We start from the raw sequence: 25,937 nt of genomic DNA, 5'->3' as shown, positions 1-25,937 counted from the left end.
CTTATCAGTTTTATGAGCCATCCGCAGCGCTGCGAGCCCATCATCCGCCATGTTAAGATTTCGTTCCAAGACACGGGAGATCACGACACTATGACCGATCCACTTGCCGATCGCGCCGCGGCCATTCATGAAGCGCTGCGGCACATGGAAAACCACGCCGACGAGGATCAGCTCTTTGCCCTGGGATATCTGATCCCCCAGGTGCCGCTGGTCATGGAAATGGCGGAGTACGAGCCGGAAAACGTGGAGCCGGAGGATTTCGACGCTCTTTTCGCGGAATGGCTAGAAGGTACTTTCGCCGAGGATGCCATGAGTCCTCAGGATCGGGGACAGATCCTGATGCTATGGCTCGAAGCCTGTCAACTCGCGGACGCAGCCTGATTCCACGTTCTCTCTTTTATCAGCCCCGCCCGCGAATCGCCGTCCAAGTGTCGATATCGAAACAAGGAAGCCTGACATGCCTAAAAAAATTACCACGACCATTTCACCGGAAGGCAGTCTGGAAGTGCTCTCCCAGCACGAGGTATCGCGTCTGCGCGATACTTCCGCCAACGGCCTGCACGGACTGCTGCGCCGCTGCGCCCTGGCGGTGCTCAATTACGGCAATACCAGCGACGATGCCCGCGCGATCATGGAGACCTACCACGATTTCGATATCCAGGTATTGCAACAGGATCGCGGTATCCGTCTCAAGCTGACCAACGCCCCGGTGGACGCCTTCGTCGACGGAGAGATGATTCGCGGTACCCGCCAGCTTCTGTCGTCGGTATTGCGCGACATCGTTTATGTCTATAACGAGATTCAGAACCAATCCCGTTTTGATCTGAGCACCGGCGAAGGCACCACCAATGCCATCTTTCATATACTGCGCAAGGCAGGCGTGCTCAAGCCGTCGGCTGATCCCAGCCTGGTGGTTTGCTGGGGCGGCCATTCGATTTCCCGAGAAGAATACGACTATTCGAAATCCGTCGGCTACCATCTAGGACTACGCAATCTGGACATCTGTACCGGCTGCGGTCCAGGCGCCATGAAAGGCCCCATGAAAGGTGCCAACGTCGCTCATGCCAAACAGCGCCGTACGGAAAGTCGCTATCTGGGTATTTCCGAACCTGGCATCATCGCCGCGGAAGCGCCCAACCCGATCGTCAATGAACTGGTGATCATGCCGGATATCGAAAAACGCCTGGAAGCCTTCCTGCGTGTGGGTCACGGCATCATCGTCTTTCCAGGGGGCGTCGGTACTGCGGAAGAGATTCTCTACCTGCTGGGTATCTTGCTAAATCCGGACAATCGCAATACACCGCTCCCGGTGATATTTACTGGCCCTGCCGACGCGGCAGACTACTTCAAGCGTATCGACGAATTCCTGGTCTATACGTTGGGCGAGGAAGCTCGCCAGTGCTACCAAATCATCATCGACGATCCGGTTCAGGTGGCACGCACCATGCGAGACGGGATCGATGCAGTGACGGAGTTTCGCCGCGCCAAGCATGATGCCTTCTACTACAACTGGCACTTGAACATCGCGCGAGGCTTTCAGGAGCCTTTTGAAGCGACGCATGAGGCCATGGCGAGCCTGGCGCTACATCGCCAGCAACCGGTTCACGAACTGGCCGCCACCTTGCGTCGCGCTTTTTCGGGAATCGTCGCCGGCAACGTCAAGGAAGATGGTATTCAGGCCATCGAAACCCACGGGCCTTTTCAACTGCATGCGGAAACGGAACTGATGACACGTCTGGATGAACTGCTCGACTCCTTCGTCGTGCAGGGGCGCATGAAACTACCGGGCAGTGACTATGTGCCCTGTTATACATTGACATAAAAAAGTCTGTAAGCCGCCAGGTGCCTGACGGCTATTTTCGTGGGCTTTATTGCGCCGGCTTTTTCCGTAGCCAGAGGCCCAAGACGTATAGCAACAGGCCCAGCGTGGCGCCCTGGGAAAGCGCGATGGCCATGTCGATGCCGCCCCGGGCAAGAAACTGCCAACCGCTCATCACGACGATACCAACCACCACGCAAGCGCCGAAACGGCCCAACAGACCGGGCAGCCGGCGCCGATGCGCGCTGGACAGCTGATACCACTGAACGGCGCTGACCACCGCCAATGCGAGTGCCGCCAGCACGATCAGAATCAAACGTTCATTATGCTCACCGATGAGATAACGCGGCAGGGTCGCCAGAATGACCGCTACCAGGCTCAACATGATGCACAAACGTTCCACGCTGGGGGTCAGCGTCATGTCTTGTCTCCCTTGAGCTGCTGGCTTTCGATCCATTCTTCTACCCAAGGAATGGCCGCATCATCCGCCATGAAAGTTTCCATGGCATCGACCTCCAGGCGTTCTCCCAGCCGAGTAGCGCCGTATTCCCTCAACAAGGTATCCAAGGCGCGACCGGAGCCGCAGAAGGTATCGCCGTAGGAACTATCGCCCAGGGCGATCAGGCCGTAGCGTAGCGCGCCAAGATCCGGGCCCAGTTCTTCAATAGCGCGGGCGAAAGGCACGAAATTACCCGGATAGTCGCCGCTCCCCGTGGTGGAGACACAGAATAAAGCCAGTTCCGGCATAGGCTCCGTTAAATCCGCGAGCTCCGGCTGTTCGAGGATTTCAACATCGAAACCCGCCTCTTCGAAAAGCGGCTTGACCTGCTCCGCCACATCCAAGGCGCCACCGTACATGGTGCCTACGAAGATCTTCAACATCGACATAAGACTGCCTTGCTTGAAAAATTTGCGCCGATATTAGCATACCCGGTCCGACCGCCATATTTTGACAAGGAGCTGGGAAAGGGCCGCCAGCGGAAAGGCAAGAGAAGAAACTGAAGCCGCCACTACATTATTAAGAAGCCACCACTGCGTTATAATTCACTGTTTTGGACAGGTCATTTCAAGGAGTCAGCATGGAAGCCACCTTCAACGCCTGGATTACCCCCATCATGATCGGTGGGTTGATTGTGTTCATGTGCTTCATCATCTGGGACCTGGCGCGCAAGTCCAGGGCTGGCCGATTCGGCACCCTGATGCTCTTCCTGGTGCTCGGCGCCGGCATGCTGGGTTATGTGGCCAAGGTGGTCATCACGTATTTTCTGGAACAAGGCGGAATCTAGCATCCAACACAAAATGCAACGCCACTCTCCCTTGGCAAAGTGGCGTCAATAAAAGCAACGTGTCGACAAGAAAGACTTAAAGCTGCGCCTCTCCTTTGTAATCCTCGACACGGCTTTTCAATTTTTGACCCGGACGAAAGGTAACGACACGGCGAGCGGAAATGGGAATCTCCTCGCCAGTCTTGGGATTGCGTCCCGGGCGCTCGCGTTTGTCACGAAGGTCGAAGTTGCCAAAACCGGACAACTTGACCTGTTCGTTCTCTCGCAAGCAGGACCGTATCTCGTCGAAAAACGTCTCGACCATCACCTTGGCTTCGCGCTTGGAGAAGCCAAGCTCCACATGCAGGTGTTCGGCAAGTTCAGCCTTGGTCAACGCACCCATACCCCGCTCCTCGTGCCCACTCGCAATGCTTTCGCCAGATTGACCGGCCTGGTTCTAAAATCAGCCTAGCCTCTCAACCTGGCCCCAAAGCGCTGCTCCGATTCAGTGATGATGACATTGACTAACTGGTTGATTTCATCGTCATTAAGCGTGCGCGAAGGATGCTGCCAGGTCAAGCCCAGGGCAAGACTCTTGCTGCCCGGCTCGATTCCCTTACCCCGATAGACGTCGAACAGCGTAATATCCGTCAGCCACTCGCCCGCTTGTTCCCGCAGGCAATCCAGCAAATCCTGAACTGGCAGGTCTTCCTTGACCAGAAGCGCCAGATCGCGACGCACCTCGGGGTAGCGGGAAAGCGCGGAAAAGGCCGGCAGCCGGCCCTGGGCAAGCGCCTCCAGACGCACTTCGAACAGCAGTGCATCCGCCTTGAAACCAAGCTTGTCTCGAATCGCCGGGTGCAGGGCGCCTATCCAGCCGGCCTCCTGGCCGCGATACAAGAGTCGCGCGGTCTGCCCCGGATGAAGCGCCGGATGAAGCGCCGGCTCGAAACGCCAGCTGACGTCGCCTCGATTGACGCCGAGCAAACTTTCCAGGTCTCCCTTGAGGTCGAAGAAATCCACTGTCTCCCGGTTAGCCGCCCAGCCTTCCGGTTCCCTCAAGCCGCAGGCCAAGGCACCCAGCATCGGGATCTGCTCGAGATCATCGAGGTCACCGCGAAAGACCAGTCCGGTCTCGAACAGGCGTACGCGATTCTGCTGGCGATTGAGATTATACTCCAGCGCCTTGAGAAGCCCGGGGAACAGACTGGCCCGCATGACCGCCATATCGCTGGAAATCGGATTGGCCAATACCGGCGAAACGGCTTCCGGCAACAGCGTTTCCTGCCATTGGAAGGAGACAAAGCTGTAAGTGATGGCTTCCTGATAGCCTCGCGCCACCAGTTGGCGACGCAAACGTTTCAAGGGGCGGCGACTTTCATTATCCGGACGTAACTCGAGACGCGCACTGGGACGACGCACCGGAAGACGATTATAGCCGTAGATGCGCGCAAGCTCTTCGATCAGGTCTTCTTCAATGCGCAGGTCGAAACGCCAGCTCGGCACTTCGACCTGCCAAGTCGAGCCATCATCTCTGACATCCATGCCCAGGCGTTCGAGAATATCCACGACCTCATCGCTGCCAAGCGCCATGCTCAAGGCTTGTTCGAGGCGTTCGGCGCGCAGGGTGATGGAAGCAACAGACGGCAGCGCCTGGCAATCGGTCACGTCGCTGATGGGGCCGGGGTCACCGCCGGTAATCGACAGCAGCAGGCCAGTGGCCCGCTCCATGGCCTGACGAGGCAATTCAGGATCTACACCACGCTCGAAACGATGAGACGCATCCGTGTGCAATCCGTAAGTACGCGCCTGCCCCGCTACCGCCAGGGGTGTGAAAAAGGCCGCTTCCAGAAAGATATCCCGAGTCTGCGCGGTGACGCCGGAATGCTCGCCGCCCATGACACCGGCAATGGCAAGCGCCCCGCCCGCATCCGCGATCACCAGGGTATCGCCGTTCAAGGTAATCTCCTGGCCGTCCAGCAATACCAGGCGCTCGCCTTCCCGGGCTAGCCGCACCTCAATGCGCTCCTGGAGGTTGGCGCGATCGAAGGCATGCAACGGTTGCCCGAGTTCGAGCATCACGTAATTGGTGATATCCACCACCGGATCGATGGAGCGCAGGCCGCTGCGCCGCAGGCGTTCTACCATCCAGGACGGCGTTTCCGCCTTGAGGTTGACGTTCTTGATCACGCGGCCCAAATAGCGCGGGCAGTGCGTCGAATCCTTTATTTCGATGGGAAACTCTTCGTCGTGAACGATTTCCACGGCAAAGGCTGGTGCCTCCTGCAAGAGCAGTCGATTGAGTACCCCCACCTCCCGAGCTACCCCCTTGACGCTCAAGCAGTCACCGCGATTGGGCGTCAGATCAATTTCGATGGCAACGTCGTCAAGTCCCATCCACTCACGAAAATCCTGGCCCACCGGTGCTGCGGCATCGAGCTCGAGGATGCCCTCAGAAACACCTTCCTCGAGTCCAAGTTCCGAGGCGGAACAGATCATGCCTCTGGACTGCATGCCCCTCAGCTTGGCCTTCTTGATCTTGAAATCCCCAGGCAGTACCGCGCCGACTCGAGCAAAAGCGACCTTTTGACCCACCGCCACATTGGGCGCGCCGCATACCACTTGAACCGGCTCGTCGCTACCGTCCTCGACCTGGCAGACACTGAGCTTGTCCGCGTCCGGATGTGGCATTTTATCGACGACTTCCGCGATCACGACACCACTGAACGCAGCGGCCACCGGCTCCAGCCCATCAACTTCGAGACCCGCCATGGTGATCTGATCGGCCAAGGCCTGGGTCGAGCGCTGCGGTGACACCCATTCGCGCAGCCACTGTTCGGAAAATTTCATGGCAAATCCTGTCTCTTGTACGTCTTAGGCAAATTGGCGAAGGAAACGCAGATCGTTCTCGAAGAACAGCCGCAGATCGTTGACCCCATAGCGCAGCATGGCCAGGCGCTCCGCGCCCATGCCGAAGGCGAAGCCCTGATAGCGCTCGTTGTCGATGCCGGAATATTCGAACACTCGGGGATGCACCATGCCGCAGCCCATGACCTCCAGCCAGCCGCTATGGGAGCACACGCGACAGCCCTCGCCGCTGCACATCACGCACTGGATATCAACTTCCGCGGATGGCTCGGTGAAGGGAAAATAGGAAGGCCGAAAGCGCACGGAAAGATCAATGCGCTCGAAGAAGGCGTGCAGGAAATCCTCGATGGTGCCTTTGAGATCCGCAAAGCTCACGTCTTCATCCACCAACAAGCCTTCGACCTGATGAAACATCGGCGTATGAGTCAGATCCGAATCGCTACGGTAAACACGCCCAGGACAGACGATGCGAATCGGCGGCGCGGTTTCCTGCATGGTCCGCACCTGCACTGGCGAGGTATGAGTACGCAGCAAGCGAGTCGCATCGAAGTAGAAGGTATCCGCCATGCCTCGCGCCGGGTGATGCGCCGGGATATTCAGCGCCTCGAAGTTATGATAATCGTCCTCGATCTCCGGACCCGTAGCGACGTCATAACCAATCCGCGTAAAAAGATCCTCGATACGCTCCAAGGTACGGGTGACCGGGTGCAATCCACCGCTGGTCTGGCCTCTCCCCGGCAAGGTGACATCCACGCGCTCCCGGGCCAGCCGCTTGTCCAGATCCGCCTGTGTCAGGGTCTGTCGACGCGCCTCGAGTTCCGCTTCAAGCTCCTGCTTGGCCTGATTGATACGCCCCCCCGCCTCGGGGCGCTCCTCCGCCGGCAGTTTACCCAATCCCTTGAGCAGGCCGGTGATTTTGCCCTTCTTGCCGAGATAGCGTACCCGCACCTCATCGAGGGCTGGCTTGTCCTGCGCCGTTTCGATGGCATCCCGCGCTTCGGCGACCAGAGTAGGAAGATGTTCCATCCTGTAGCTCCGCAAGGTAGTCATAAAAAAACAGGGGAAGAGTGACGACTCTTCCCCTGTAACCTTGTCAACCGCACCAGTCTCACCAGCACGATTTCATGGTCGGTTCACTTACTGAGCCGCTTTAGCCTTCTCGACGATGGCGGCAAAGGCTGCTTTTTCGTGAACGGCGAGATCCGCTAGCACCTTGCGATCGATCTCGATACCCGCTTGCCTCAAGCCAGCGATGAAACGGCTGTAAGACAGACCGTTCTGACGCGCCGCGGCATTGATACGGGCGATCCACAGCGCGCGAAACTGGCGCTTGCGCTGACGACGGTCACGGTAGGCATACTGACCTGCCTTGATGACCGCCTGCTTGGCGACGCGAAACACACGAGATCGAGCGCCGTAATAGCCCTTGGCCTGCTTGAGAATCTTCTTGTGACGGCGACGTGCCACGACGCCACGCTTGACACGAGTCATAACTTTCTCCTGACGTTAAATAAGGTCGACCAGCGATTAAAGATTGGGCAGCATGCGAGCGACCAATGCCTTGTCCGCATCGTGAACCTGCTTCATCCCGCGCAACTGACGCTTACGCTTGGTGGACTTCTTGGTCAGGATATGGCTACGAAACGACTGCTTGTGCTTGAAGCCGTTAGCCGTCTTCTTGAAGCGCTTGGCGGCGCCCCTGTTTGTCTTGATCTTCGGCATGAGATGAACTCCGCTCGATGTTTTTTAGAAAACCCAAGGCCGGCTCGGACGCTTGGCGCCATGAACCCGTTTGATTGCCGTTGGATCACTTCTTCTTGGGGGCAAGAATCATGATCATCTGACGCCCTTCCATTTTCGGGAAGGACTCCACATTCGCCAGTTCGTCGAGATCACCGGCGATCCGCTCCATCAGCCTGCGGCCGATATCCTGATGCGCCATCTCGCGACCGCGAAAACGTAGCGTGACCTTGCCCTTGTCGCCACCTTCGAGGAAACGCACCAGGTTCTTGAGTTTCACCTGATAGTCCCCTTCGTCGGTGCCAGGCCGGAATTTGACTTCCTTGACCTGAATCTGCTTCTGCTTCTTCTTCTGAGCCGCTTTCTGCTTCTTCTGCTCGAAGACGAATTTGCCGTAATCCATGATCTTGCAGACAATAGGATCGGCATTGGAGATTTGTACGAGATCCATACCAGCGGCTTCAGCCTGTTCGATGGCTTCCGGCGTCGGCACGATGCCGAGCTGTTCGCCATCGCTACCGATAAGCCGTACCTGTGCTTCGCTGATACGCTCGTTCATTGGTGGGCGCTTTTCCTGAGGGCGACCCCGTGGATTGCTTCTCTTGATCGTGACTACTCCGTGTTGATTAGCGTTGTCGTCAGCTCAATTCTCGTTCGAGACGAGCGAGAAGGCCGTCGATCGTCATGGTGCCGAGATCTTCGCCACTGCGAGTTCTTACCGCCACTTCTCCCGCTTCGACTTCCTTGTCTCCCACCACCAGGAGATAAGGAACCTTCTGCAACGTATGCTCCCGGATTTTAAAGCCGATTTTCTCGTTCCTCAAGTCCGCCTTGACGCGCAGACCGTTTTTTTGCATGCGTTGGGCCAATTCCCGGGCGTATTCCTGCTGAGCGTCGGTAATGGTCATCACCACCGCCTGCTGGGGTGCCAGCCACAGGGGCATGGCGCCGGCGTAATGCTCGATCAAGATGCCGATGAAGCGCTCGAAGGATCCCAGGATCGCACGATGAAGCATGACCGGTGTCTTGCGCTCGCCGTCTTCATCGACGAACTGGGCCCCCAGACGCCCAGGGAGATTGAAATCAAGCTGCAGCGTACCACACTGCCACACTCGATTGAGGCAATCGCGCAGCGCGAACTCGATCTTGGGTCCGTAAAAAGCGCCCTCTCCGAGCTGTAAATCCCATTCGAGCCCGGTCGCGTCGAGCGCGGCTTCAAGCCCAGCCTCAGCCTGGTCCCAGAGCTTGGCTTCGCCCATGAAATCATCGGGTCGGGTGGAAAGCTTGAGTTCAACGTCCTCGAAGCCAAGGTCTTTATAGACCTGCATGGTCAAGGCGATAAAGGCTTCCGCCTCGGACTGGATCTGCTGTTCGGTGCAGAAGATGTGAGCGTCGTCCTGAGTAAAGCCGCGGACCCGCATCAATCCATGCAGGGAACCGGAAGGCTCGTTGCGGTGGCAACTGCCGAATTCTGCCAGACGCAAAGGAAGATCGCGATAGCTTTTCAAGCCCTGATTGAACACCTGAACGTGACAGGGGCAATTCATGGGTTTGATAGCATAATCGCGCTTTTCCGACTCCGTAGTGAACATCAAATCGTTGTAATGTCCCCAATGACCGGACTTCTTCCACAGGGAAAGATCCACCACTTGGGGGGTCTTGATCTCCTGATAGCCGTGCTCACGCTGAACCCGACGCATGTACTGCTCGAGGGCTTGGTAGATCGTCCAGCCATTGGGATGCCAGAACACCATGCCCGGCGCCTCTTCCTGCAGGTGAAAAAGATCCAGCCTGCGGGCAAGCTTGCGATGATCACGCTTCTCGGCTTCTTCGAGGCGCTTCAAATAGGCCTTGAGCTGTTTCTTGTCGCCCCAGGCGGTGCCGTAGATGCGGGTCAGCATGGGGTTTTCCGCATCGCCACGCCAATAAGCGCCGGCCAGCTTGGTCAACTTGAACGACTTGAGATGACGGGTATTGGGCACGTGAGGCCCGCGACACATGTCGACATATTCCTTGTGGTGATACAACCGAATGGTGGCATCCTCGGGAATGTCGCGAATGATTTCCTGCTTGTAAGGCTCATCGCGATGCAGGAAGGTCACCATGGCCTTGTCGCGATCGACGTATTCGCGCACCACGTCGTACTGCTCGTCAATCAGCGCCTTCATGCGCTCCTCGATCGTTGCCAGATCTTCCGGCGTGATCGAGCGCCCGAAATCGATATCGTAGTAGAAGCCGTCTTCGATCACCGGGCCGATGGCCATCTTGGCCTCCGGATAAAGCTGCTTGACCGCATGGCCGATCAGGTGCGCGCAGGAATGGCGAATGATATCCAGACCTTCCGGATCCCGGGCGGTGACGATGGCTACTCGGGCATCATTCTCGATGATATCCGCCGCATCAACGAGGGCGCCATCGATCTTGCCCGCCACGCAGGCCTTGGCCAGACCGGGGCCGATGGATTCGGCGATATTCATGATCGAGAGGGGCGCTTCAAAAGATCTTTGACTGCCGTCAGGCAAGGTAACGGTTAACATTTAAGACTTCCTTGAACGCAGTGGTCATCCATACCAGGGACGACATGCGCGAGGCTTGAATGAGTAATAGAGAGAAGGGGCGCCAGACTGGCGCCCCTTGGATAACACGATAGGAGACTATATACGCCGCTTGTGAACGGGCCTTAACAGATTATTTCCACTCGCCCAGTTCGACACGACGGTTCTCCGCACGACCTGCCTTGGTTTCGTTGGTGGCAACCGGCTGCTGCTCACCGTAGCCAACCGTCTTCATGCGGTCGACTGAGATACCTTGGCTAGCCAGATATTCCGCCACGGAATCCGCGCGGTTCTGAGACAGCCGCAGATTGTACTCGGCATCGCCGATGGAATCCGTATGCCCTTCGATACGCACGCGCACGTTCTCGTTACCGCGCAGCTTATCGGCTACATCGTCAAGTATACGCTCCGCTTGAGAGGTCAGCTTGGCGGAGTCGAACTCGAAGGTAACGTCGCGCAGCACGAGGTCGGCTTCACAGCCCAGGGCGTTGACCTCGGCACCTGCCGGGGTGTTCGGGCACTGGTCCATGTAGTCCGGCACGCCGTCGCCGTCGGAATCCAGCGGGCAGCCGCTTGCATCGACCTGGACACCGGCGGGAGTACCCGGGCACTGATCGCGGAAGTCCGGCACGCCGTCGCCGTCGGAATCCAGCGGGCAGCCCTGGGCATCGGTGGCGACACCGGCAGGAATGTCACCCTGATAGGTCGGACACTGCTGAGCTTTCTTAGGCGAAGTATCGGCACACAGCATGGCACCGATAGGCGCGCCCAGAACGGCACCGATAGAAGCACCTTTATCCTCATCGGAATCGCTGCTGGTGGCATAACCGATACCGCCACCAATCAAGCTGCCCGCCACACCACAGACCAGCGGATGCTGATACCAGGCGTCGCTGGAAGCCGAACTCTGAGAGGATGACTGCGATGCTGAGCTGGCGCAGCCGGAAAGGCCAACCGCTATAGCGGAACCAATCAGCAATCCAGTAGTCGATTTCTTCATGTAAGACTCCTTCTTAACACAATGCCAGTCGTAACATATTGTCACACAGCAGTTTATCGACACATGTCGATTATTGAGCAAGTGTCGGCCTCGCTATCGAAAAGAAAGCATATTTACCGCAATTCGGCTAGTACTTGCAGTCCGAAATTTTAGTTGTCGACAAAGTAGCATTACCATCATCCACATTGCCTTGGCAGCAGCCGTGCAATCAAATGACGTACCCTGAGTGTAACGGATCGACGATAAGTCTGCGATATGTTGATGCCGATCAACGCTATCGCCACCGCAAATGTGTGATTTTTCTCCAGCCAGGTGGATTCAGTGCAGACTGGCGGGCCACTCTTGTTTGAAAACAAGTATCTCCCTGGCAGCGCTTGCAAGCGGTGAAGCAAACTCCTCGGCCACTGTCTGTCGCTCGCGATCTTCCTGGCGGCGCGCTTCGGAGGTTAATTCCTTGCGAGCGGAATGGGTATGCAAGTGGGTCGTGCGAGAATAAACCACGTAGAATACATTGAACGACCGGCGCTGGATCAGCGCCGGATCGATGATTTCAAGTAACACTTTGCAACGCAACGCCCCTTCGATCAGATCCATCTGACCTTCGAGCATTGCCCTGGCAATGATTTCCAGACTCGTAAGGCACTGTTCGTGAGCACGCCTGACCTCATCGAGCTTGAACGCTTCTCGTCGTTTTACTTCTCTCCACAGCCGATAGGCATAAAACGCCAGGCCCGCGATAGTCAACAGGGCCACCCCGCCCAATACCCAAGCCATCACTACATTCATCAATACGTCGCCTTCGGAATAGATTGCATTATCGAGTTCGTCATTGAGGCGGTCAGTATACGCATGTATCTAGCGCATTATGAAAAAGTGCCAAGATAGAAAGGAACGTAATGATCCACTAGTAGAATGGCGAATACCGCCAAGATGTAGCGGATGGAAAACAAGAAAGCACCCATCGGCGCTCGATCATCGCGACCCCGCCACACCTTCCAGTTCCAGAAGACAAAACGGGCGTTAAGCGCGACGATGCCAATCAGATAAAACACGCCACTCATGCCTATGACAAAAGGCAACAGCGTGGATGCCACAGTCAGCCAGGTATACAGCCATATCTGCAGTCGCGTGAATTCCTTGCCATGGGTAACCGGCAACATCGGGACCCCGGCTTTGGCATACTCATCGCATTTATGTAACGCCAGCGCCCAGAAGTGCGGCGGAGTCCAGGCGAAGATAATCAGTACCAGCAGCAGTGGTTCGGCGGTAATCTCACCGCTGATGGCGGTCCAGCCTAGCAAGGGAGGCGCGGCTCCCGCCGCCCCGCCAATGACGATATTCTGGGGGGTCGCGCGCTTGAGAAAGGCGGTATAGATCAACGCATAACCCAGTAGTGACGCGAGAGTCAGCATCGCCGTGAGCGGGTTGACCTGCCACCATAAAAGTCCGACTCCCGTCACACTGAGAAATGACGCCCAGCTCAAGGCATAGCCGGTAGGAAGTCGCTGGGTCGCCAAAGGACGCCGCTCGGTTCGCCGCATGAGCGCGTCTATGCGCCGATCCAGGATATGATTGAACGCCGCGGCGCCGCTGGCGGAAAGCCCGATCCCCAGAAGACCATACAGCATGGCGTGTAGAGGCGGCGCAAGGGGCGTTGCTAGTGCCATGCCTACCAGGGCGCAGACCAGCAGAACTGTTACCACTCGAAACTTGCACAGCGCCAGAAAGTCCCGCCATTTCCAGCGACGCGCGGCATGGCTTCCGGCATGTTCCATGACCGCATTACGCATGTGCCCACTCCTTGTTCGTGATCTGGTTCGTCGGTGAAGAAGGGTCGGCAAGGGTACGCATCCGCCAATAGCTTAGCGTGAAAGTCGACACCAGCAGGATGGCACCAAAGGTGTGCATGAGCGCTAGCCAGAGGGGTAATGCCAGTAGAACGTTGGCAATGCCCAGGGTCAGTTGCAGAAAATAGGTGGCAAGAAGCGCTAGCAGCATCGGCCGTAAACTCCGCAAGGACCAATAGCGTAGCGCGAGTAGCAACAGACTCAGCCCCAGCATCAAGGCACCCAGGCGGTGTGCAAGGTGAATCGCGGTTCGTGCCGGCGCATGCAGCTGACCATAGAGATAGTTGGGGCCTATTTGCTGCAACAGGTTGAAACCTTCATACCAGTCCTGTTCAGGCCACCATTGACCGTTACAGGTTGGAAAACCTTGACAGGCGACACCAGCGTAATTGCTCGATGTCCAGCCGCCCAAGGCAATCTGGATCAGCAACAAGAAGGCGGCGGCCCCCCACCAAAAAGCAGGCTGCGGTGCACCAGACGGTTTTTTTTCGTCTGTTGAAAACGCAACGCGTCGCAAGCGCAAATGTAGCCAAAGCAATGACAGCATGACGCCAAGCCCGCCGAGTAGATGAAGGGTCACGACCTGTGGCCATAGCTTTAGCGTGACGGTATAAGCCCCGAATGCCCCCTGCAGAATCACCAGGCCCAGAATACCCAGGCTCAGTCGCCAAGGATAACTCGCTCGTCGGCGCAGCTTGAGACCGAACCCGACCAGTATCAGCACCAGCAGACCTAGGCCGGTTGCCATGTAGCGATGTATCATTTCCAGCCAGGCCTTGAGTGGCTCCAGCGGTATCAATGGAGAATGCGCCAAGGCCTCACCCTGTGGCGGCACGACCAGACGCCCATAGCACCCCGGCCAGTCCGGACATCCCAGGCCCGCGTCCATCAGGCGGGTCCAGGCACCTGCAAGAATCACGGTGATTGCGAATCCCGCCCCAACCAGGCTCAGTATCAATGGCCATTTCAGCGCTCGCTTCTGCACATCATCAAGTTCCATGACGCTCCATCCCTGGATTTACTTTCAAAAGCTGCTCCATATCCTCGAGTACCGCTGCGGGCTCGATACTCTCAGGATAGGCAAGCACCACCCTTCCTTGGGGGTCTAATATCCACAAAACCGATGAGTCTCGCCAGTCCGGCAAGGCCGACCATCTTGTAGTATTCCCTCCGGGAAGCGCCTCGGCATTGCCACCTATACGAAGACGGGTAACGCGATCCGCCTGGCGCCCTAATGCACGATGCATGCGCCACCACTGATCCGCTCGCTTCTTGCAATCAGCCTCGCAGTCGAATACCAGCCACCAGGCCTGTCCGTCCGATATCGGCAATTTGTCAGCCAGGGGCCATTCGCTCAACGGTGGTACGGGTGGCATAAGCTGGCCGTGAGCAGTACGCCCAGCGGGTATTCCGGCCTGCCAGTGCAGCATCCCCCAGGCGCCAAGTAACGGCAGAAAAAAAACCGCGATCAGAACCATCAGCTTCAATCGCTGCCGATTGCGAAACGTCATAAGCGGCTCCTTGGCGACGAGCCCGCCGGCTCACGCCTCATGCGTCTGACACCCGCCAACATGACAATCAGCGCGGCTAGTGCCAATCCCCACCACTGAAACGCATAGGCACGATGACGGCTGGGCGGCATGACATTAGGTTTCCACCAGGGAATCAGGCGGCCCGGTCCCTTCTCGAGATGAATCCATCCGGCAAAGGCAAAGTTTCCTAGAGAAGACCAGGCCGCCAGGTCGATACGCTGCAGCCGATCACCGACGCGCCGATCATCATAGACCCAAGGCGCGCTTTCGGCGGATTGCCAGCGACCACGAATCCTGACCTGCCGGGACGGCGTTTCAATCATGGGATCCTCTCGTACCGGGCCTGTGGCGACAAAACCACGCTCGATCAGCCACAGACGTCCGTCATGACTTTGAAAAGGCGTCAGTGCCGCGACACCAAGGCGGCCATCGTGAACACGATTGTCGAGCCATAGGGTGCCATTCGCAAGATAGCGCCCCCTCAGCAGAATCTCGGCGCCTTGAACCGGCAACCGTTTCGGCGTATCCAGCGACGGGGCACTTTCCAACTGCATCAGATACGCTTGCTTATTCACGGCACGCTGCCACTGCCAGCTCCCTAATCCTGTTCCCAGCAGGATGAGCAGGCACCAGCCCAACCACCAGAAAAAATGCCGTTTGACCATCATGAAGTCTTCACCTGGATACGGCCTATCGAAACTTGCTTTATTGGTACACGGTTTCTTTGAGACTATCGTGTTTCAACTATGCTTACTTAATCTATTGGCCAGGAAACACTCATGTTAAAGGCACTTATCATCTTGCTATTTATCGCCATGTTCATCAGCCTGATGGCCGGCGCCGGTTTTCTCATCAAGGACGACAGCTCTTCTCGTCGCTTGCTGACCTCATTGAAAGTCCGGGTAAGCCTGGCCGCCGCTTTGCTCCTGACACTTTTTTATGGATTCTTCTGGGCGGGTCTCGGTCAGTAAGAACCTGCCTATACGACATAGACGAAGATAAACAGCCCCAGCCATACCACGTCCACGAAATGCCAATACCAGGCAGCGGCCTCGAAACCGAAATGCTGCTCCGGCGAAAAATCGCCTCGGGTCAGACGGATGAGCATGATCGTCAGAATGATGGCACCGATGGTCACGTGCGCCCCGTGAAAGCCGGTGAGAAGAAAGAATGTCGAACCATAGATTCCCGCCTGCAGGGTGATGCCGTAATGATGATAAGCCTCGTAGTATTCAAACCCCTGAACCAGTAGAAAACACCCCCCGAGCAATACCGTACCCAACAGCCAATGGCGGGCGGTCTTGCGGTAACCCTCTTTCAGCGCCTCATGAGCAATCGTCAAGGTAATACTGGAAGTCACCAGAAACAGCGTATTGACCAGAGGCAACTGCCAAGGACTGACCACCTCTCGGGGGCCTTGTACCGCGCTATCCGGCGGATTCATCAAAGGCCAGCTGGCGGTGAAATCCGGCCATAGCAAAGCGGCAACCCCCTTTTCCCCCTCTCCATCGAGCCAGGGAACGGCAAAGACCCTCACGTAAAACAAGGCACCGAAGAAGGCGGCAAAAAACATAATTTCGGAGATGATGAACCAGGCCATGCCCCAGCGAAAGGAGCGGTCCATTTGAGCGCTGTAAAGCCCACGCTTGGATTCGCGTATCACATCGCGAAACCAGAAGCCCATGACGGTGAGCAAGCACAGCACGCCTAGCGCGAAAAACACCGAGCCGAAAGTACCGAACACCAGCCAACTGGCGATGCCGAACATCAGGATGCCAAGCGCCACTCCTGCTAGAACCGGCCACTTGCTGCTTGCGGGCACGTAATAGCTGCCGCTCATATGTCACCTCCTGAACCTGTTTAAAGCGCTGTTATTTTGGGTAATTCGGCTGCATAGGAGATTGTCGACAGGTCGGATGTTTCCGTCATTGTGTAAGAATGGCTGGGGTAAAGTGTATAAGCCAGAGTCACGGTATGAATGCTGTCCGGCAGATCCTTGGAAAGCTGGAACACCAACGGCAACTCAAGCTGCTCCCCGGCTTCCAGCCGCTGTTCCGCGAAGCAGAAGCAAGTGACCTTGCGCAGATGCAGCGAAGCCTCCGGCGGGCTGACACTCGGCACCGCACGGCCATAGCGGGCCTGGCTGCCATAGTTGGTAAAGGCGAAATTCACCTCGTAAGCCTGGCCGGGATGGACACGCACCTGCGGATTCATAGGCACCAGTTTCCAGGGCAGTCCCTGGCCGGTACGGGCGATGAACTGCACCGTGACAAAGCGGGCGTCATCGATATTTTCCTGCACCAGCCCTTGCGGTTGACTGGCGGCTTTACCGTTGAGCCCGGTGATCTGGCAGAACACATTGTATAGCGGCACCAGCGCCACGGTAAAAACACTCATGGCAACCAGCACAAGCAACAGCTTCAGGACCGTCCTGTTGACCGACGTCATCGCCAATCTCCCCGTTTTTTCATCAATGGTGCTGGCGCTGAAACTTGGGTGGGGTTTCGAAGGTGTGCAGCGGCGCTGGGCTCGGTACACTCCACTCCAGGTCATGGGCGCCCTCCCACGCCCTGGCCGGCGCTTTCACGCCGCCCCGCACACATTTTATGACCACCCACACGAATAATAGCTGTGACGCCCCGAACAGGAAGCCACCCAGGCTTGCCGCCACGTTGAAGTCGGTAAACTGCAACGCGTAATCCGGAATGCGTCTTGGCATACCCGCCAGTCCCGCAAAATGCATGGGAAAAAACAAGAGATTGACGCCGATGACCGAAAGCCAGAAATGCCAGCGGCCCAAGCGTTCGTCAGGATAGTGGCCGGTCCATTTAGGCAGCCAGTAATAAGCCGCCGCCATGATCGAAAAGACCGCTCCGGGCACTAGAACGTAATGAAAATGCGCCACCACGAAATAGGTATCGTGATACTGGAAATCCGCCGGCACGATCGCCAGCATCAAGCCGGAAAACCCGCCGATAGTGAATAGCACGATAAACGCCAAGGCAAAAAGCATGGGGGTTTCGAAGGTGATCGAGCCACGAAACAGCGTGGTAACCCAGTTGAATACTTTGACCCCGGTGGGTATGGCGATCAGCATGGTGGTGTACATGAAGAATAGCTCCGCCGCCAGCGGCAGACCGACGGAAAACATGTGATGCGCCCATACCAGAAATGACAGTAATGCGATGGCGACAGTGGCGTACACCATCGAGGCATAACCGAACAAGGGTTTGCGCGCGAAGGTTGGCACGATAGCGGACACGATGCCGAAAGAAGGCAGGATCATGATATAGACCTCCGGATGGCCGAAGAACCAGAACAGATGCTGGTACAGGACCGGATCACCTCCTCCCGCGGCACTGAAGAAGCTGGTGCCGAAGTTGATATCCAGCAGCAGCATGGTAATCGCCCCGGCCAGCACCGGCATTACCAGAATCAGCAGGAAAGCGGTGATCAACCAGGTCCAGACGAACATCGGCATGTCCATCAGACGCATGCCCGGCGCACGCAGATTGAGGATGGTGGCGATGATATTGATCGCGCCAAGAATGGAACTGATGCCCGCGATATGCAGGGCCAGAATGAAGAAAGTCGTCGAAGGCGGCGCATAGGTGGTGGATAGAGGCGCGTAGGCAGTCCAGCCAAAATTGGGGCCACCGCCAGGCATGAACATAGTGGAAAGCAGCAGCAGGAAGGCCACCGGCAATAGCCAGAAACTGAAGTTGTTGAGCCTCGGCAGCGCCATGTCCGGCGCACCTATCTGCAGCGGTATCATCCAGTTGGCCAGACCCACGAATCCAGGCATGACCGCGCCGAAAATCATGATCAGCCCATGCATGGTGGTCATTTGGTTAAAGAATTCCGGCTCGATCAACTGCAGCCCGGGCTGAAAGAGTTCCGCGCGAATCAGCATTGCCATGATGCCACCGACAAAGAACATAGTCAGGGAAAACAGCAGATACAAGGTGCCGATTTCCTTGTGATTCGTCGTCAGCAACCAGCGTAGCGGACCGCTTGTATAGTGGCGCTCGTGAGTATCGACGGTACCCGCAGCGGTAGCACCCTGGCTATGCTCGAGCGTCGGTCGGGGAGGAAGCTTGGGAGTCATTGGAGACCTCCTGATAATAGAGTTGGCCCGAGGCAAATCTGTGTCGTATCGCCGGTTATTTCAGCAATGCTTGAATATCCTTTGGCTGTATCACCTCGCCAGAGGCCTCACCCCAGGCATTACGCTCATAGGTAATGACCGCCGCCAGCTCAATCGGATTGAAGTTTCCCGCGAAAGCCGGCATCGCCGAGCCGGATACTCCGTTGAGTACCGTATTGATATGCCGATCCAAATCGTTCATCAGCTCGGTATTTCCTGCCAGTGCCGGAAACGTCGGCGGGTTGCCGGTTCCATCCGGCATGTGGCAAGCGGCGCAAACCGAGTTGTAGACTTGTTCGCCACGCTCCATCAATTCATCCAACCCCCACTCACGATCGATACCACTGCTCGCAGCAGCGGTTTCTTCTTCTCGTGCCGCCAACCAACTTTCGAATTCCTCCTGCTCGACCGCCTTGACCACCGCGGGCATGAAACCGTGATTCTTGCCGCATAGCTCGGCGCATTGGCCGCGATAGATACCCGGCTCGTCTATCTGCACCCAGGCCTCATTGACGTATCCTGGCACCGCATCCTTCTTGATGCCGAGTTCGGGTACCCACCAGGAATGAATGACATCCGCGGACGTCATCAAGAGTCTTACCTTGCGATCTATCGGTAGCACCAAGGGTTGATCGACCTCGAGAAGATAATGTTCGGTCTTGCTCTCGGTACCGGAAATCTGTTCCGCAGGGGTAGTGATATTGGAAAAGAAATCCACTTCATTATTGAGATAGGCATACTGCCAGCGCCACTGATGTCCGGTAATCATGATGTCGATCTCGGACTCCGAGGCGTCATACATTTTTTTCAGCGTTGCCGTCGCCGGCACGGCCATCGCCACGAGAATCAGCAGGGGGATGGCGGTCCAGAATATCTCCACAACGGTATTTTCGTGAAAATTCGCCGCTTTGGCGCCCTTGGAGCGGCGATAGCGATACAGGGAATAGAACATCACGCCGAACACCAAGACGCCGATGACCACGCAGATCCAGAAGATCAGCATATGCAAGGAATAAATTTCTCGACTGACCTCCGTCACCCCCACCGGCATGTTCCAACCGCTGGCAAGTGTAATGGAAGCCGGACTCATGCCACCGGTAACCGCAATCCCCCAGGCAAGCCGTTTGTGCATTGCCTCCTCCTCTCTCTAAACCGGGTGCTTCCATCACTCGAATTGTTGTATTTCCGATAGCCACGACGTCCTTGTCGCAATTTCCCAGGCCGAAGCAAAATTCGCTTCCCTTAATGCAAGGTAGGAGCTTTCTTGGAGAATGACTATCAACGTTAGTCTGCTTGACAAACGTTAGGTTATAGTCATGCACTATATGTTCAGCATGCCGACGAGCACCGGCAGGACAAATGCGGTAAGCAGCCCGGTCAGCCCCATGGAAAGTCCGGCAAAAGCGCCTGCCACCGCACCGATGGATGCAAAGCAATAAGCGGTGCCAAACCCGTGCGCCGCCAGCCCCATAGTGAACCCCCTGACCGCCGGATCGCGAATCCCGAGCCACCGAAACAGCCAAGGGCCGAGGGCGCAACCGACGGAACCGGTCAACAGCACAAGCCCTGCCGCCAACGCCGGAATCCCTCCCAACTGCTCCGCGATACCCATGGCAATGGGCGACGTCACGGATTTGGTCGCCAGGCTCAGCAGGGTTTCGCGACTGGCGCCCATCAACAACGCAATACCCAGGCTGGAAAGCGAGGCAGTAACGACCCCTGCTACACAGCTGATCAAAATTGGCCACAGCAGCTTACGCACTCGCTCCCTATGGTCGTAGAGAGGGATTGCCAAAGCCACCGTCGCCGGCCCCAGTAAAAAGTGAATGAACTGGGCGCCTTTGAAATAGGTGGCGTAATCGATACCAGTGGCGAGCAAAAACAGAATCAGCAGCGCCACGGAAACGATCACCGGATGTAATAACGTCGAGCCGCCACTCCAGCGATTGACATGACTTGCCAGTAGAAAAGCCAGCAATGTAACCAGCAGGGAAAGGAGCGGATTACCGGAAAGATAAACCCACAGCTGATCCAGCACGACGATGTTCATGGTCGCCCTCCTCTGGATTCGAGCCGTTTGACCAGCCAATTCATGACCTTCCCGGTGACCCCCAGAGTCACCGCCGTAGAGAGAATCAGAGTAATGACCAGCGTCCAGAAATCCGCGCGTATCAGATCAGAGTGCACCATGACCCCCACGCCAGCGGGTACGAATAGCAGCGTGAGATAGCGAAGTAGCCCCTCACCGGCCTTACGCAGCGAATCAGGCACTCGACCGTTGATCATCAGGCCGATCAATAGAATCAGCATTCCCATCACCGGCCCCGGTACCGGTAATGCGAAGCTTCGAACCACCAGCTCCCCCAGAAACTGACAAATCAGCAACAGACTCATTCCTGCAATCAATGGCATGAAACGCCCCTTAATGAGACAAAATGTTTATTTTATCCGAATCTGAGGAAACCGACCTATCGGTGGCAAGCGACTGATGGAAAAGCACAAAGCTCTTTTCATTTCTCCAAGCCCGAGGTAGTATACGCCTCGTTCTCGGGCACACCGCTGACCGAAAACACGGTACGGGGCGTGGCGCAGCTTGGTAGCGCGCTGCAATGGGGTTGCAGAGGTCGTAGGTTCGAATCCTATCGCCCCGACCAAAAACACAAGAAAACCGCCACTCGGGACGATCCGACGTGGCGGTTTTTCGTTGTTGGTCTTTCTCGATCTGATGGTCTGGCAGACGACCTCGAGGTCATGACGATTCGGGTGGACTTTTACGCAGCGCTTTCGCCATTTCTCGGTATCGCAACAACTCCTCTAATTGCGTTAGTGCCACCGAGCGGTCCAGGGGGCCAGCCATCAAGCCATGAGCCCGCGAAGAGTCGGCTTCGCCATTTCCGATACCGCTTCGCGCCCAGCGTGTATAAAACCCCGCGATCTCTCCTGGCGAATTCTCGATGCGAGCGTCATCAAGAGCTTGACGAAAATGCCCATCGCGCTGCTTCAACGAATCCGTCGTCCGTTCAATCGCCTTGTCGGCAACATCAGCGATGTCATCGGCGAGCCGATCGATCAATTCGGCACGCTCGATGGATCGCAAAAGGCCGACCAATGCCTGAATCGGTTCATCCTGTATAGCGTCAACCCGGAAAGTCTCGGCGGGAATCTTCACCCCCGGCGACTGGGTTTCCAACGCGCCGTCGGTCAACCGCAGCATGGTGCGATAGACATCGACGCGACTTTCATCAAGCCCGGACAGCATGTCTTCCGCTTGGTGGGCCAGGCGGCGCAGCTTGATCTCGCTACCGAACAAGGTGAACTGCTCTATACGGTTCCACACCAGCAAGACCAGGCCGGTGCCAAAGGCCAGAGTCAACATGCTGACGAAGGCCCCTCCCTCCAGATAACCGGTAAACAGAAAAACGAAAGCCAGTGCCGTCAGAAAGGCAGCGGCCAGGACGGACACCACCTTGCGCTTGAGGGACAGGCCAGCCGCGTTCAGCCGGTCTTCATCTGCCTTGGCGGGGCGTGCCTGGCTTCGAGACTTCATGGAAAATGCTCCTAGTCCTGCACCAGCTTCCAGGGAATGGACTCACCGGCCATCAAGGGAACGATGCAATCATCGCCGGCATAGGCCAGCGTCTCCGGCATGCGCCAGGATTCCCGCCGGAGGGTCAAAGTTCGCGAGTTGCGCGGCAGACCGTAGAAATCCGCGCCGAAATGGCTGGCGAATCCTTCGAGCTTGTCCAGGGCTCCCGCTTGGTCGAAGGCGGTAGCATAAAGCTCGATGGCGGCTGGCGCGGTGAAGGCACCGGCACAGCCAGAGGCGGCTTCCTTGTCCTGCCGACGATGAGGAGCGCTGTCGGTGCCCAGGAAAAACTTCGGCGAACCGCTGGTGGCGGCCTTGAGCAGGGCGGCGCGATGGGTTTCCCGCTTCAGGATCGGCAAACAGAAATAATGCGGGCGAACGCCCCCTACCAACATGTGATTGCGGTTGAACAGCAGGTGATGCGCGGTAATCGTCGCCCCAATATTCGCCGGCGCCCGCTCGACGAACGCGACTGCGTCAACGGTGGTGATATGCTCGAACACCACCCTGAGATTCGGATGACGCTCAAGCAATGGCTCCATGACCTCTTCGATGAATACCGCTTCACGATCGAAGATATCGACCCCGGGCGCGGTGACTTCGCCGTGCACCAGAAGCGGCATACCGAGCGCCTCCATGGCGCTCAAGGCCGCGTCGCAATGGCGAATGTTCGTCACCCCTGAGGCGGAATTGGTGGTGGCGCCGGCAGGATAGAGTTTCACCGCATGAACGATGCCGCTTTGCCAGGCTTTTTCTACTTCATCGGCGCCGGTGTGATCCGTCAGGTAGAGCGTCATCAGCGGTTCGAAATCGCTGCCTTCCGGCAAGGCGGCAAGGATCCTTTCGCGATAACCACTGGCAGCTTCAAGCGTCGTCACCGGCGGGGTCAGGTTGGGCATGATGATGGCTCGCCCGCACTGGCGAGCGGTATACGGCAGCACCGCTTTCAATGCATCTTCGTCACGTAAATGCAGGTGCCAGTCGTCGGGTTGGGTAATACGCAGTTCGTTCACGGATAATCCTGCCTGGAAAAATAGTGAAAGAAATCATCACGCGATGAAAATAAACGCGATTGGAAAATGACAAGAGTATAGCGTTTTCAATGGTCCCACGCGGCTTTCGCCAGGCATTCACGTGTTCACGATTCTTTTATATTGACCCTGTCGCAGTTTGGCGACTACGCTAGAAAGGCTTTGAATCGGGTCATGCTTTACACCTCTCCTTGTAATTCGGGAACAGCTGGCATGAATAATTCGACTTTCCACTTTGGCTGGATCTCCTTACCGGCATGCCTGATGCTCGGTGCGTCGCCTCTTGCCATGGCGGATACCGGACAACTGGTTTATGCCAATGCGGATACCGTGCAAGTGGAGGTAGATGAACGAATGCTGTTAGGCGGCAATGAGGTCGTATCCGCGGACGGCTTCACCTCAGGCTTTCGCCTGCTCGGAGCCTATCTCATGCCTCAAATACCCAGCATCGAACTTGGCGCGGAAATCAGCTATCTGCAAAGCGACGATATTCCCACCTCCGTCAATGGCAGCCAGGCCATCATGAACACCACCAGCTTGAACGGCGCCCTGCTGGCCGGATTGCGTATCGGCATGGTAGGAGTCTTCGCCAAATCCGGGCTGGCTCAATGGCAAGGGGATTTCATCAACGACGCCGGACGCGACAAGGACTCGCTGGGCGGCACCGCGCCCATTTACGGTCTTGGCGCCAGCATGCGATTTTCCGGCATGCTCGGTCAGTTGGAATACGAGTACATCGATACTCGGGAGCTTGAGCATCTGAAAATGGCCACCGCCAGCATTACCTATCAGTTCTGATAATCGATAATCCTATTGCTACTTATTTCAACGCCATATTTATTAGCATACACAAGATAACGGTATAAATCTAGAAGCTGGCTATTTCTTCCCGGGTCAGCGTTCGACACTCTCCCGGCGCTAGCGCCGGATCGAGTGTCAGCCCGCCTATTGCACTGCGATGCAGCCGCTCCACCCGATTGCCGATGGCCGCGAACATGCGTTTTACCTGATGGTATTTGCCTTCCTCGATAGTCAGCCTAACCTGACAAGGCGTTGATAGTTCGAGAATCGCGGGCCGTGTAGGTTTTTCCTCGCCTTCCAGTTGCAGCCCTTGGCTGAACATTTCGATAGCACGCTGCGCGGCGGCGCCTTCCAAGGGTTCCGCCAGGGTCGCTTCATAAAGTTTGGGGCATTGCTTACGGGGCGAGGTGACTCGATGAATCCATTGACCGTCGTCTGTCAGCAGTACCAGTCCCGTGGTGTCCACGTCTAGGCGACCTGCGACTTTCAACCGCTCCACCTTGGGTAGATCGATCAAGTCGGTCACCAGCGGGTAGCGCCCTCGCCGGCCGGTGCACTCCACCCCGGCAGGCTTGTACAGCATCAGGTAGCGCGGCCCCACCAACTCAAGCCGCTGTCCTTGCCAGGTCACTACGCTGTGCTCATCGACCTGAACCGCCGGGTTCTTGATCGGCACTCCGCCCACCAGCACTTCCTCGCGGTGCAAGGCCTTCTTGGCCAGGCTGCGGGTCAACTCCGTGGTTTCTCCCAGAAACTTGTCCAGACGCATCAGCCGAACACCTCGAAGCGATCCGCATCCCGCCAGGCGGGAAACTTGTCGCGAAAATCAGAAAGCGCCTGACGATCGAGCTTGACGGTTTCCACGAAGGCGCTATCCCGAGGATGATCCAGTAGCGGCTCGCCCTTGAAGTCCACCAGCATGGAATCTCCAGCGTAGGCGAGGCCCTTGGCATCCTCGCCGACCCGGTTGACACCGATCACGTAGCACAGATTCTCGATAGCTCGCGCTTGCAGCAGAGTCCGCCAGGCATGGCGCCGGGGAGCCGGCCAGTTGGCGATACACAACAGCGCATCGTATTCGAAATGGCGCTCCTCGCTTGGTTGCTGACGCAGCCACACCGGAAACCGCAGGTCGTAGCACACCGTCAGCAGCAGCCTGAAACCCTTGTAATTGACGACCACCCGCGCATTGCCCATGTCGTAGCGCTCGTGTTCTCCTGCCATGCGAAACAGATGCCGCTTGTCGCTATAGATCATGCCCGCCGGATCCGCCCAGATCAGCCGGTTGTAATACTTGCCTTGATCTTCGATGGCGATGCTGCCGATGATCGCGCAGTCGCGTTGCCTGGCCTGCTGCTGTAGCCAGGCGACACTTGCGCTGTCTTGCATCGACTCCGCCATTTCTCGGGAGTTCATGGTAAAACCGGTGGCGAACATTTCCGGCAGCAGGATCAGATCCGTGACGGTATGATCGATACCTTCCAGTAGTTCTTCGAGCCGCTGGCGATTGGCCGCCGGATCCTCCCAGCGCAAATCACACTGCACGAGGGTCGCTCTCAGTTCGGTAGTTCTCGGTTCACTCATTTTTTACTCCTGCGGATTACATAGCTTTCAGACTAAACGAGACGCCGACGATTCGCAGCTTCAGAAGCAGGAAAGTTCCCGTTGCCATAAGGAATGCTCTAGCCCGAAAATTGCACCAGACATGAAAAAGACGGCTGAAAATCGGTTATAATTCAAGCTCCT

At 56.9% G+C, this 25,937-nt stretch carries 30 protein-coding genes and 1 tRNA gene; 6 read left to right on the top strand and 25 right to left on the bottom strand.

Annotated features, from left to right (window positions below; translation table 11 throughout):
* Positions 1–90 precede the first annotated feature (90 nt).
* The gene (locus FGL86_RS13060; protein WP_186764406.1) at positions 91–381 is read left to right on the top strand and encodes a YfcL family protein; all 291 of its coding nucleotides are present in this window, start codon (positions 91–93) and stop codon (positions 379–381) included.
* A gap of 76 nt (positions 382–457) precedes the next feature.
* Complete coding sequence (gene ppnN, locus FGL86_RS13055) at positions 458–1,822, top strand: nucleotide 5'-monophosphate nucleosidase PpnN (protein ID WP_147184953.1); 1,365 nt, start codon at positions 458–460, stop codon at positions 1,820–1,822.
* Between the two features lie 46 nt (positions 1,823–1,868).
* Here ppnN and FGL86_RS13050 read toward each other — a convergent pair whose 3' ends face one another.
* A complete protein-coding gene (locus FGL86_RS13050) occupies positions 1,869–2,240 on the bottom strand; it encodes a hypothetical protein (protein WP_147184952.1) in 372 nt (123 codons plus the stop codon).
* Positions 2,237–2,707 carry a flavodoxin domain-containing protein gene (locus tag FGL86_RS13045; RefSeq protein ID WP_147184951.1) on the bottom strand — a complete coding sequence of 157 codons (471 nt, stop codon included), beginning with the start codon at positions 2,705–2,707 and terminating at the stop codon, positions 2,237–2,239. The genes FGL86_RS13050 and FGL86_RS13045 overlap by 4 nt, the downstream gene beginning before the upstream one ends.
* 191 nt (positions 2,708–2,898) lie before the next feature.
* Between FGL86_RS13045 and FGL86_RS13040 the strand changes: the two genes are divergently transcribed.
* Positions 2,899–3,105, top strand: coding sequence for a DUF2788 domain-containing protein (locus tag FGL86_RS13040; protein ID WP_147184950.1), 207 nt, complete (start codon positions 2,899–2,901; stop codon positions 3,103–3,105).
* A 76-nt stretch (positions 3,106–3,181) separates the two neighbouring features.
* On the opposite strand, the gene ihfA is transcribed toward FGL86_RS13040, so the two are convergent.
* The 13 genes from ihfA to FGL86_RS12975 all read right to left on the bottom strand — a co-directional run bounded on the left by ihfA (position 3,182) and on the right by FGL86_RS12975 (position 15,294).
* On the bottom strand, positions 3,182–3,487 hold the full coding sequence (ihfA, locus tag FGL86_RS13035) for an integration host factor subunit alpha (protein WP_147184949.1): 306 nt from the start codon (positions 3,485–3,487) through the stop codon (positions 3,182–3,184).
* A gap of 65 nt (positions 3,488–3,552) precedes the next feature.
* Positions 3,553–5,934, bottom strand: a complete 2,382-nt coding sequence (pheT, locus tag FGL86_RS13030) for a phenylalanine--tRNA ligase subunit beta (RefSeq protein WP_147184948.1) — start codon at positions 5,932–5,934, stop codon at positions 3,553–3,555.
* Positions 5,935–5,958: 24 nt separating this feature from the next.
* Positions 5,959–6,978 (bottom strand): phenylalanine--tRNA ligase subunit alpha, encoded by a 1,020-nt coding sequence (pheS, locus tag FGL86_RS13025; RefSeq protein ID WP_147184947.1) that lies wholly within the window; start codon positions 6,976–6,978, stop codon positions 5,959–5,961.
* Positions 6,979–7,089: 111 nt separating this feature from the next.
* A complete protein-coding gene (gene rplT, locus FGL86_RS13020; protein ID WP_147184946.1) occupies positions 7,090–7,443 on the bottom strand; it encodes a 50S ribosomal protein L20 in 354 nt (117 codons plus the stop codon).
* Between the two features lie 36 nt (positions 7,444–7,479).
* Entirely contained in the window at positions 7,480–7,674 is a 195-nt protein-coding gene (gene rpmI, locus FGL86_RS13015) for a 50S ribosomal protein L35 (RefSeq protein ID WP_147184945.1), read from the bottom strand.
* Positions 7,675–7,759: 85 nt separating this feature from the next.
* Positions 7,760–8,251 carry a translation initiation factor IF-3 gene (gene infC / locus FGL86_RS13010; protein ID WP_147184944.1) on the bottom strand — a complete coding sequence of 164 codons (492 nt, stop codon included), beginning with the start codon at positions 8,249–8,251 and terminating at the stop codon, positions 7,760–7,762.
* A gap of 79 nt (positions 8,252–8,330) precedes the next feature.
* On the bottom strand, positions 8,331–10,229 hold the full coding sequence (gene thrS / locus FGL86_RS13005; protein WP_147184943.1) for a threonine--tRNA ligase: 1,899 nt from the start codon (positions 10,227–10,229) through the stop codon (positions 8,331–8,333).
* A 151-nt stretch (positions 10,230–10,380) separates the two neighbouring features.
* Positions 10,381–11,247 carry an OmpA family protein gene (locus tag FGL86_RS13000; RefSeq protein ID WP_147184942.1) on the bottom strand — a complete coding sequence of 289 codons (867 nt, stop codon included), beginning with the start codon at positions 11,245–11,247 and terminating at the stop codon, positions 10,381–10,383.
* A 318-nt stretch (positions 11,248–11,565) separates the two neighbouring features.
* Complete coding sequence (locus FGL86_RS12995) at positions 11,566–12,033, bottom strand: DUF2489 domain-containing protein (protein ID WP_147184941.1); 468 nt, start codon at positions 12,031–12,033, stop codon at positions 11,566–11,568.
* A 77-nt stretch (positions 12,034–12,110) separates the two neighbouring features.
* Positions 12,111–13,037 carry a heme o synthase gene (cyoE, locus tag FGL86_RS12990; RefSeq protein WP_147184940.1) on the bottom strand — a complete coding sequence of 309 codons (927 nt, stop codon included), beginning with the start codon at positions 13,035–13,037 and terminating at the stop codon, positions 12,111–12,113.
* Complete coding sequence (locus tag FGL86_RS12985; RefSeq protein WP_147184939.1) at positions 13,030–14,094, bottom strand: COX15/CtaA family protein; 1,065 nt, start codon at positions 14,092–14,094, stop codon at positions 13,030–13,032. Before FGL86_RS12985 ends, cyoE begins: the two co-directional genes overlap by 8 nt.
* A complete protein-coding gene (locus tag FGL86_RS12980) occupies positions 14,084–14,605 on the bottom strand; it encodes a hypothetical protein (protein WP_147184938.1) in 522 nt (173 codons plus the stop codon). The genes FGL86_RS12985 and FGL86_RS12980 overlap by 11 nt, the downstream gene beginning before the upstream one ends.
* A complete protein-coding gene (locus tag FGL86_RS12975; protein WP_147184937.1) occupies positions 14,602–15,294 on the bottom strand; it encodes an SURF1 family protein in 693 nt (230 codons plus the stop codon). Before FGL86_RS12975 ends, FGL86_RS12980 begins: the two co-directional genes overlap by 4 nt.
* 111 nt (positions 15,295–15,405) lie before the next feature.
* Between FGL86_RS12975 and FGL86_RS12970 the strand changes: the two genes are divergently transcribed.
* A complete protein-coding gene (locus FGL86_RS12970; RefSeq protein WP_147184936.1) occupies positions 15,406–15,597 on the top strand; it encodes a DUF2909 family protein in 192 nt (63 codons plus the stop codon).
* An 8-nt stretch (positions 15,598–15,605) separates the two neighbouring features.
* On the opposite strand, the gene FGL86_RS12965 is transcribed toward FGL86_RS12970, so the two are convergent.
* The 6 genes from FGL86_RS12965 to FGL86_RS12940 form a co-directional block, all read right to left on the bottom strand.
* Positions 15,606–16,466: a cytochrome c oxidase subunit 3 gene (locus FGL86_RS12965; RefSeq protein ID WP_147184935.1), complete on the bottom strand. Its 861-nt coding sequence runs from the start codon at positions 16,464–16,466 to the stop codon at positions 15,606–15,608.
* A 20-nt stretch (positions 16,467–16,486) separates the two neighbouring features.
* The gene (locus tag FGL86_RS12960) at positions 16,487–17,074 is read right to left on the bottom strand and encodes a cytochrome c oxidase assembly protein (RefSeq protein WP_147184934.1); all 588 of its coding nucleotides are present in this window, start codon (positions 17,072–17,074) and stop codon (positions 16,487–16,489) included.
* Positions 17,075–17,096: 22 nt separating this feature from the next.
* Positions 17,097–18,734 (bottom strand): cytochrome c oxidase subunit I, encoded by a 1,638-nt coding sequence (gene ctaD / locus FGL86_RS12955; RefSeq protein WP_147184933.1) that lies wholly within the window; start codon positions 18,732–18,734, stop codon positions 17,097–17,099.
* Between the two features lie 55 nt (positions 18,735–18,789).
* A complete protein-coding gene (gene coxB, locus FGL86_RS12950; protein ID WP_147184932.1) occupies positions 18,790–19,905 on the bottom strand; it encodes a cytochrome c oxidase subunit II in 1,116 nt (371 codons plus the stop codon).
* A gap of 189 nt (positions 19,906–20,094) precedes the next feature.
* Positions 20,095–20,823, bottom strand: a complete 729-nt coding sequence (locus tag FGL86_RS12945) for an LrgB family protein (RefSeq protein WP_147184931.1) — start codon at positions 20,821–20,823, stop codon at positions 20,095–20,097.
* Positions 20,820–21,185 carry a CidA/LrgA family protein gene (locus FGL86_RS12940; RefSeq protein WP_147184930.1) on the bottom strand — a complete coding sequence of 122 codons (366 nt, stop codon included), beginning with the start codon at positions 21,183–21,185 and terminating at the stop codon, positions 20,820–20,822. The genes FGL86_RS12945 and FGL86_RS12940 overlap by 4 nt, the downstream gene beginning before the upstream one ends.
* 165 nt (positions 21,186–21,350) lie before the next feature.
* Between FGL86_RS12940 and FGL86_RS12935 the strand changes: the two genes are divergently transcribed.
* Positions 21,351–21,427 (top strand) — tRNA-Pro (locus FGL86_RS12935).
* A gap of 95 nt (positions 21,428–21,522) precedes the next feature.
* Here FGL86_RS12935 and FGL86_RS12930 read toward each other — a convergent pair.
* Positions 21,523–22,320: a hypothetical protein gene (locus tag FGL86_RS12930; protein ID WP_147184929.1), complete on the bottom strand. Its 798-nt coding sequence runs from the start codon at positions 22,318–22,320 to the stop codon at positions 21,523–21,525.
* Positions 22,321–22,331: 11 nt separating this feature from the next.
* Positions 22,332–23,372: a dihydroorotase gene (gene pyrC / locus FGL86_RS12925; RefSeq protein WP_147184928.1), complete on the bottom strand. Its 1,041-nt coding sequence runs from the start codon at positions 23,370–23,372 to the stop codon at positions 22,332–22,334.
* Between the two features lie 231 nt (positions 23,373–23,603).
* On the opposite strand from pyrC, the gene FGL86_RS12920 reads away from it, so the two are divergent.
* Positions 23,604–24,188 (top strand): hypothetical protein, encoded by a 585-nt coding sequence (locus tag FGL86_RS12920; protein ID WP_147184927.1) that lies wholly within the window; start codon positions 23,604–23,606, stop codon positions 24,186–24,188.
* A 70-nt stretch (positions 24,189–24,258) separates the two neighbouring features.
* Here the strand turns inward: FGL86_RS12920 and FGL86_RS12915 are convergent, their stop codons facing one another.
* The gene (locus FGL86_RS12915; protein ID WP_147184926.1) at positions 24,259–24,960 is read right to left on the bottom strand and encodes a pseudouridine synthase; all 702 of its coding nucleotides are present in this window, start codon (positions 24,958–24,960) and stop codon (positions 24,259–24,261) included.
* Complete coding sequence (locus tag FGL86_RS12910; RefSeq protein ID WP_147184925.1) at positions 24,960–25,775, bottom strand: amidohydrolase; 816 nt, start codon at positions 25,773–25,775, stop codon at positions 24,960–24,962. Before FGL86_RS12910 ends, FGL86_RS12915 begins: the two co-directional genes overlap by 1 nt.
* Positions 25,776–25,937 lie beyond the last annotated feature (162 nt).

The organism is Pistricoccus aurantiacus (assembly GCF_007954585.1).
In the GTDB taxonomy this organism is placed as follows: Bacteria; Pseudomonadota; Gammaproteobacteria; order Pseudomonadales; family Halomonadaceae; genus Pistricoccus; species Pistricoccus aurantiacus.
This window is presented reverse-complemented; position numbering and strand designations above follow the sequence as displayed.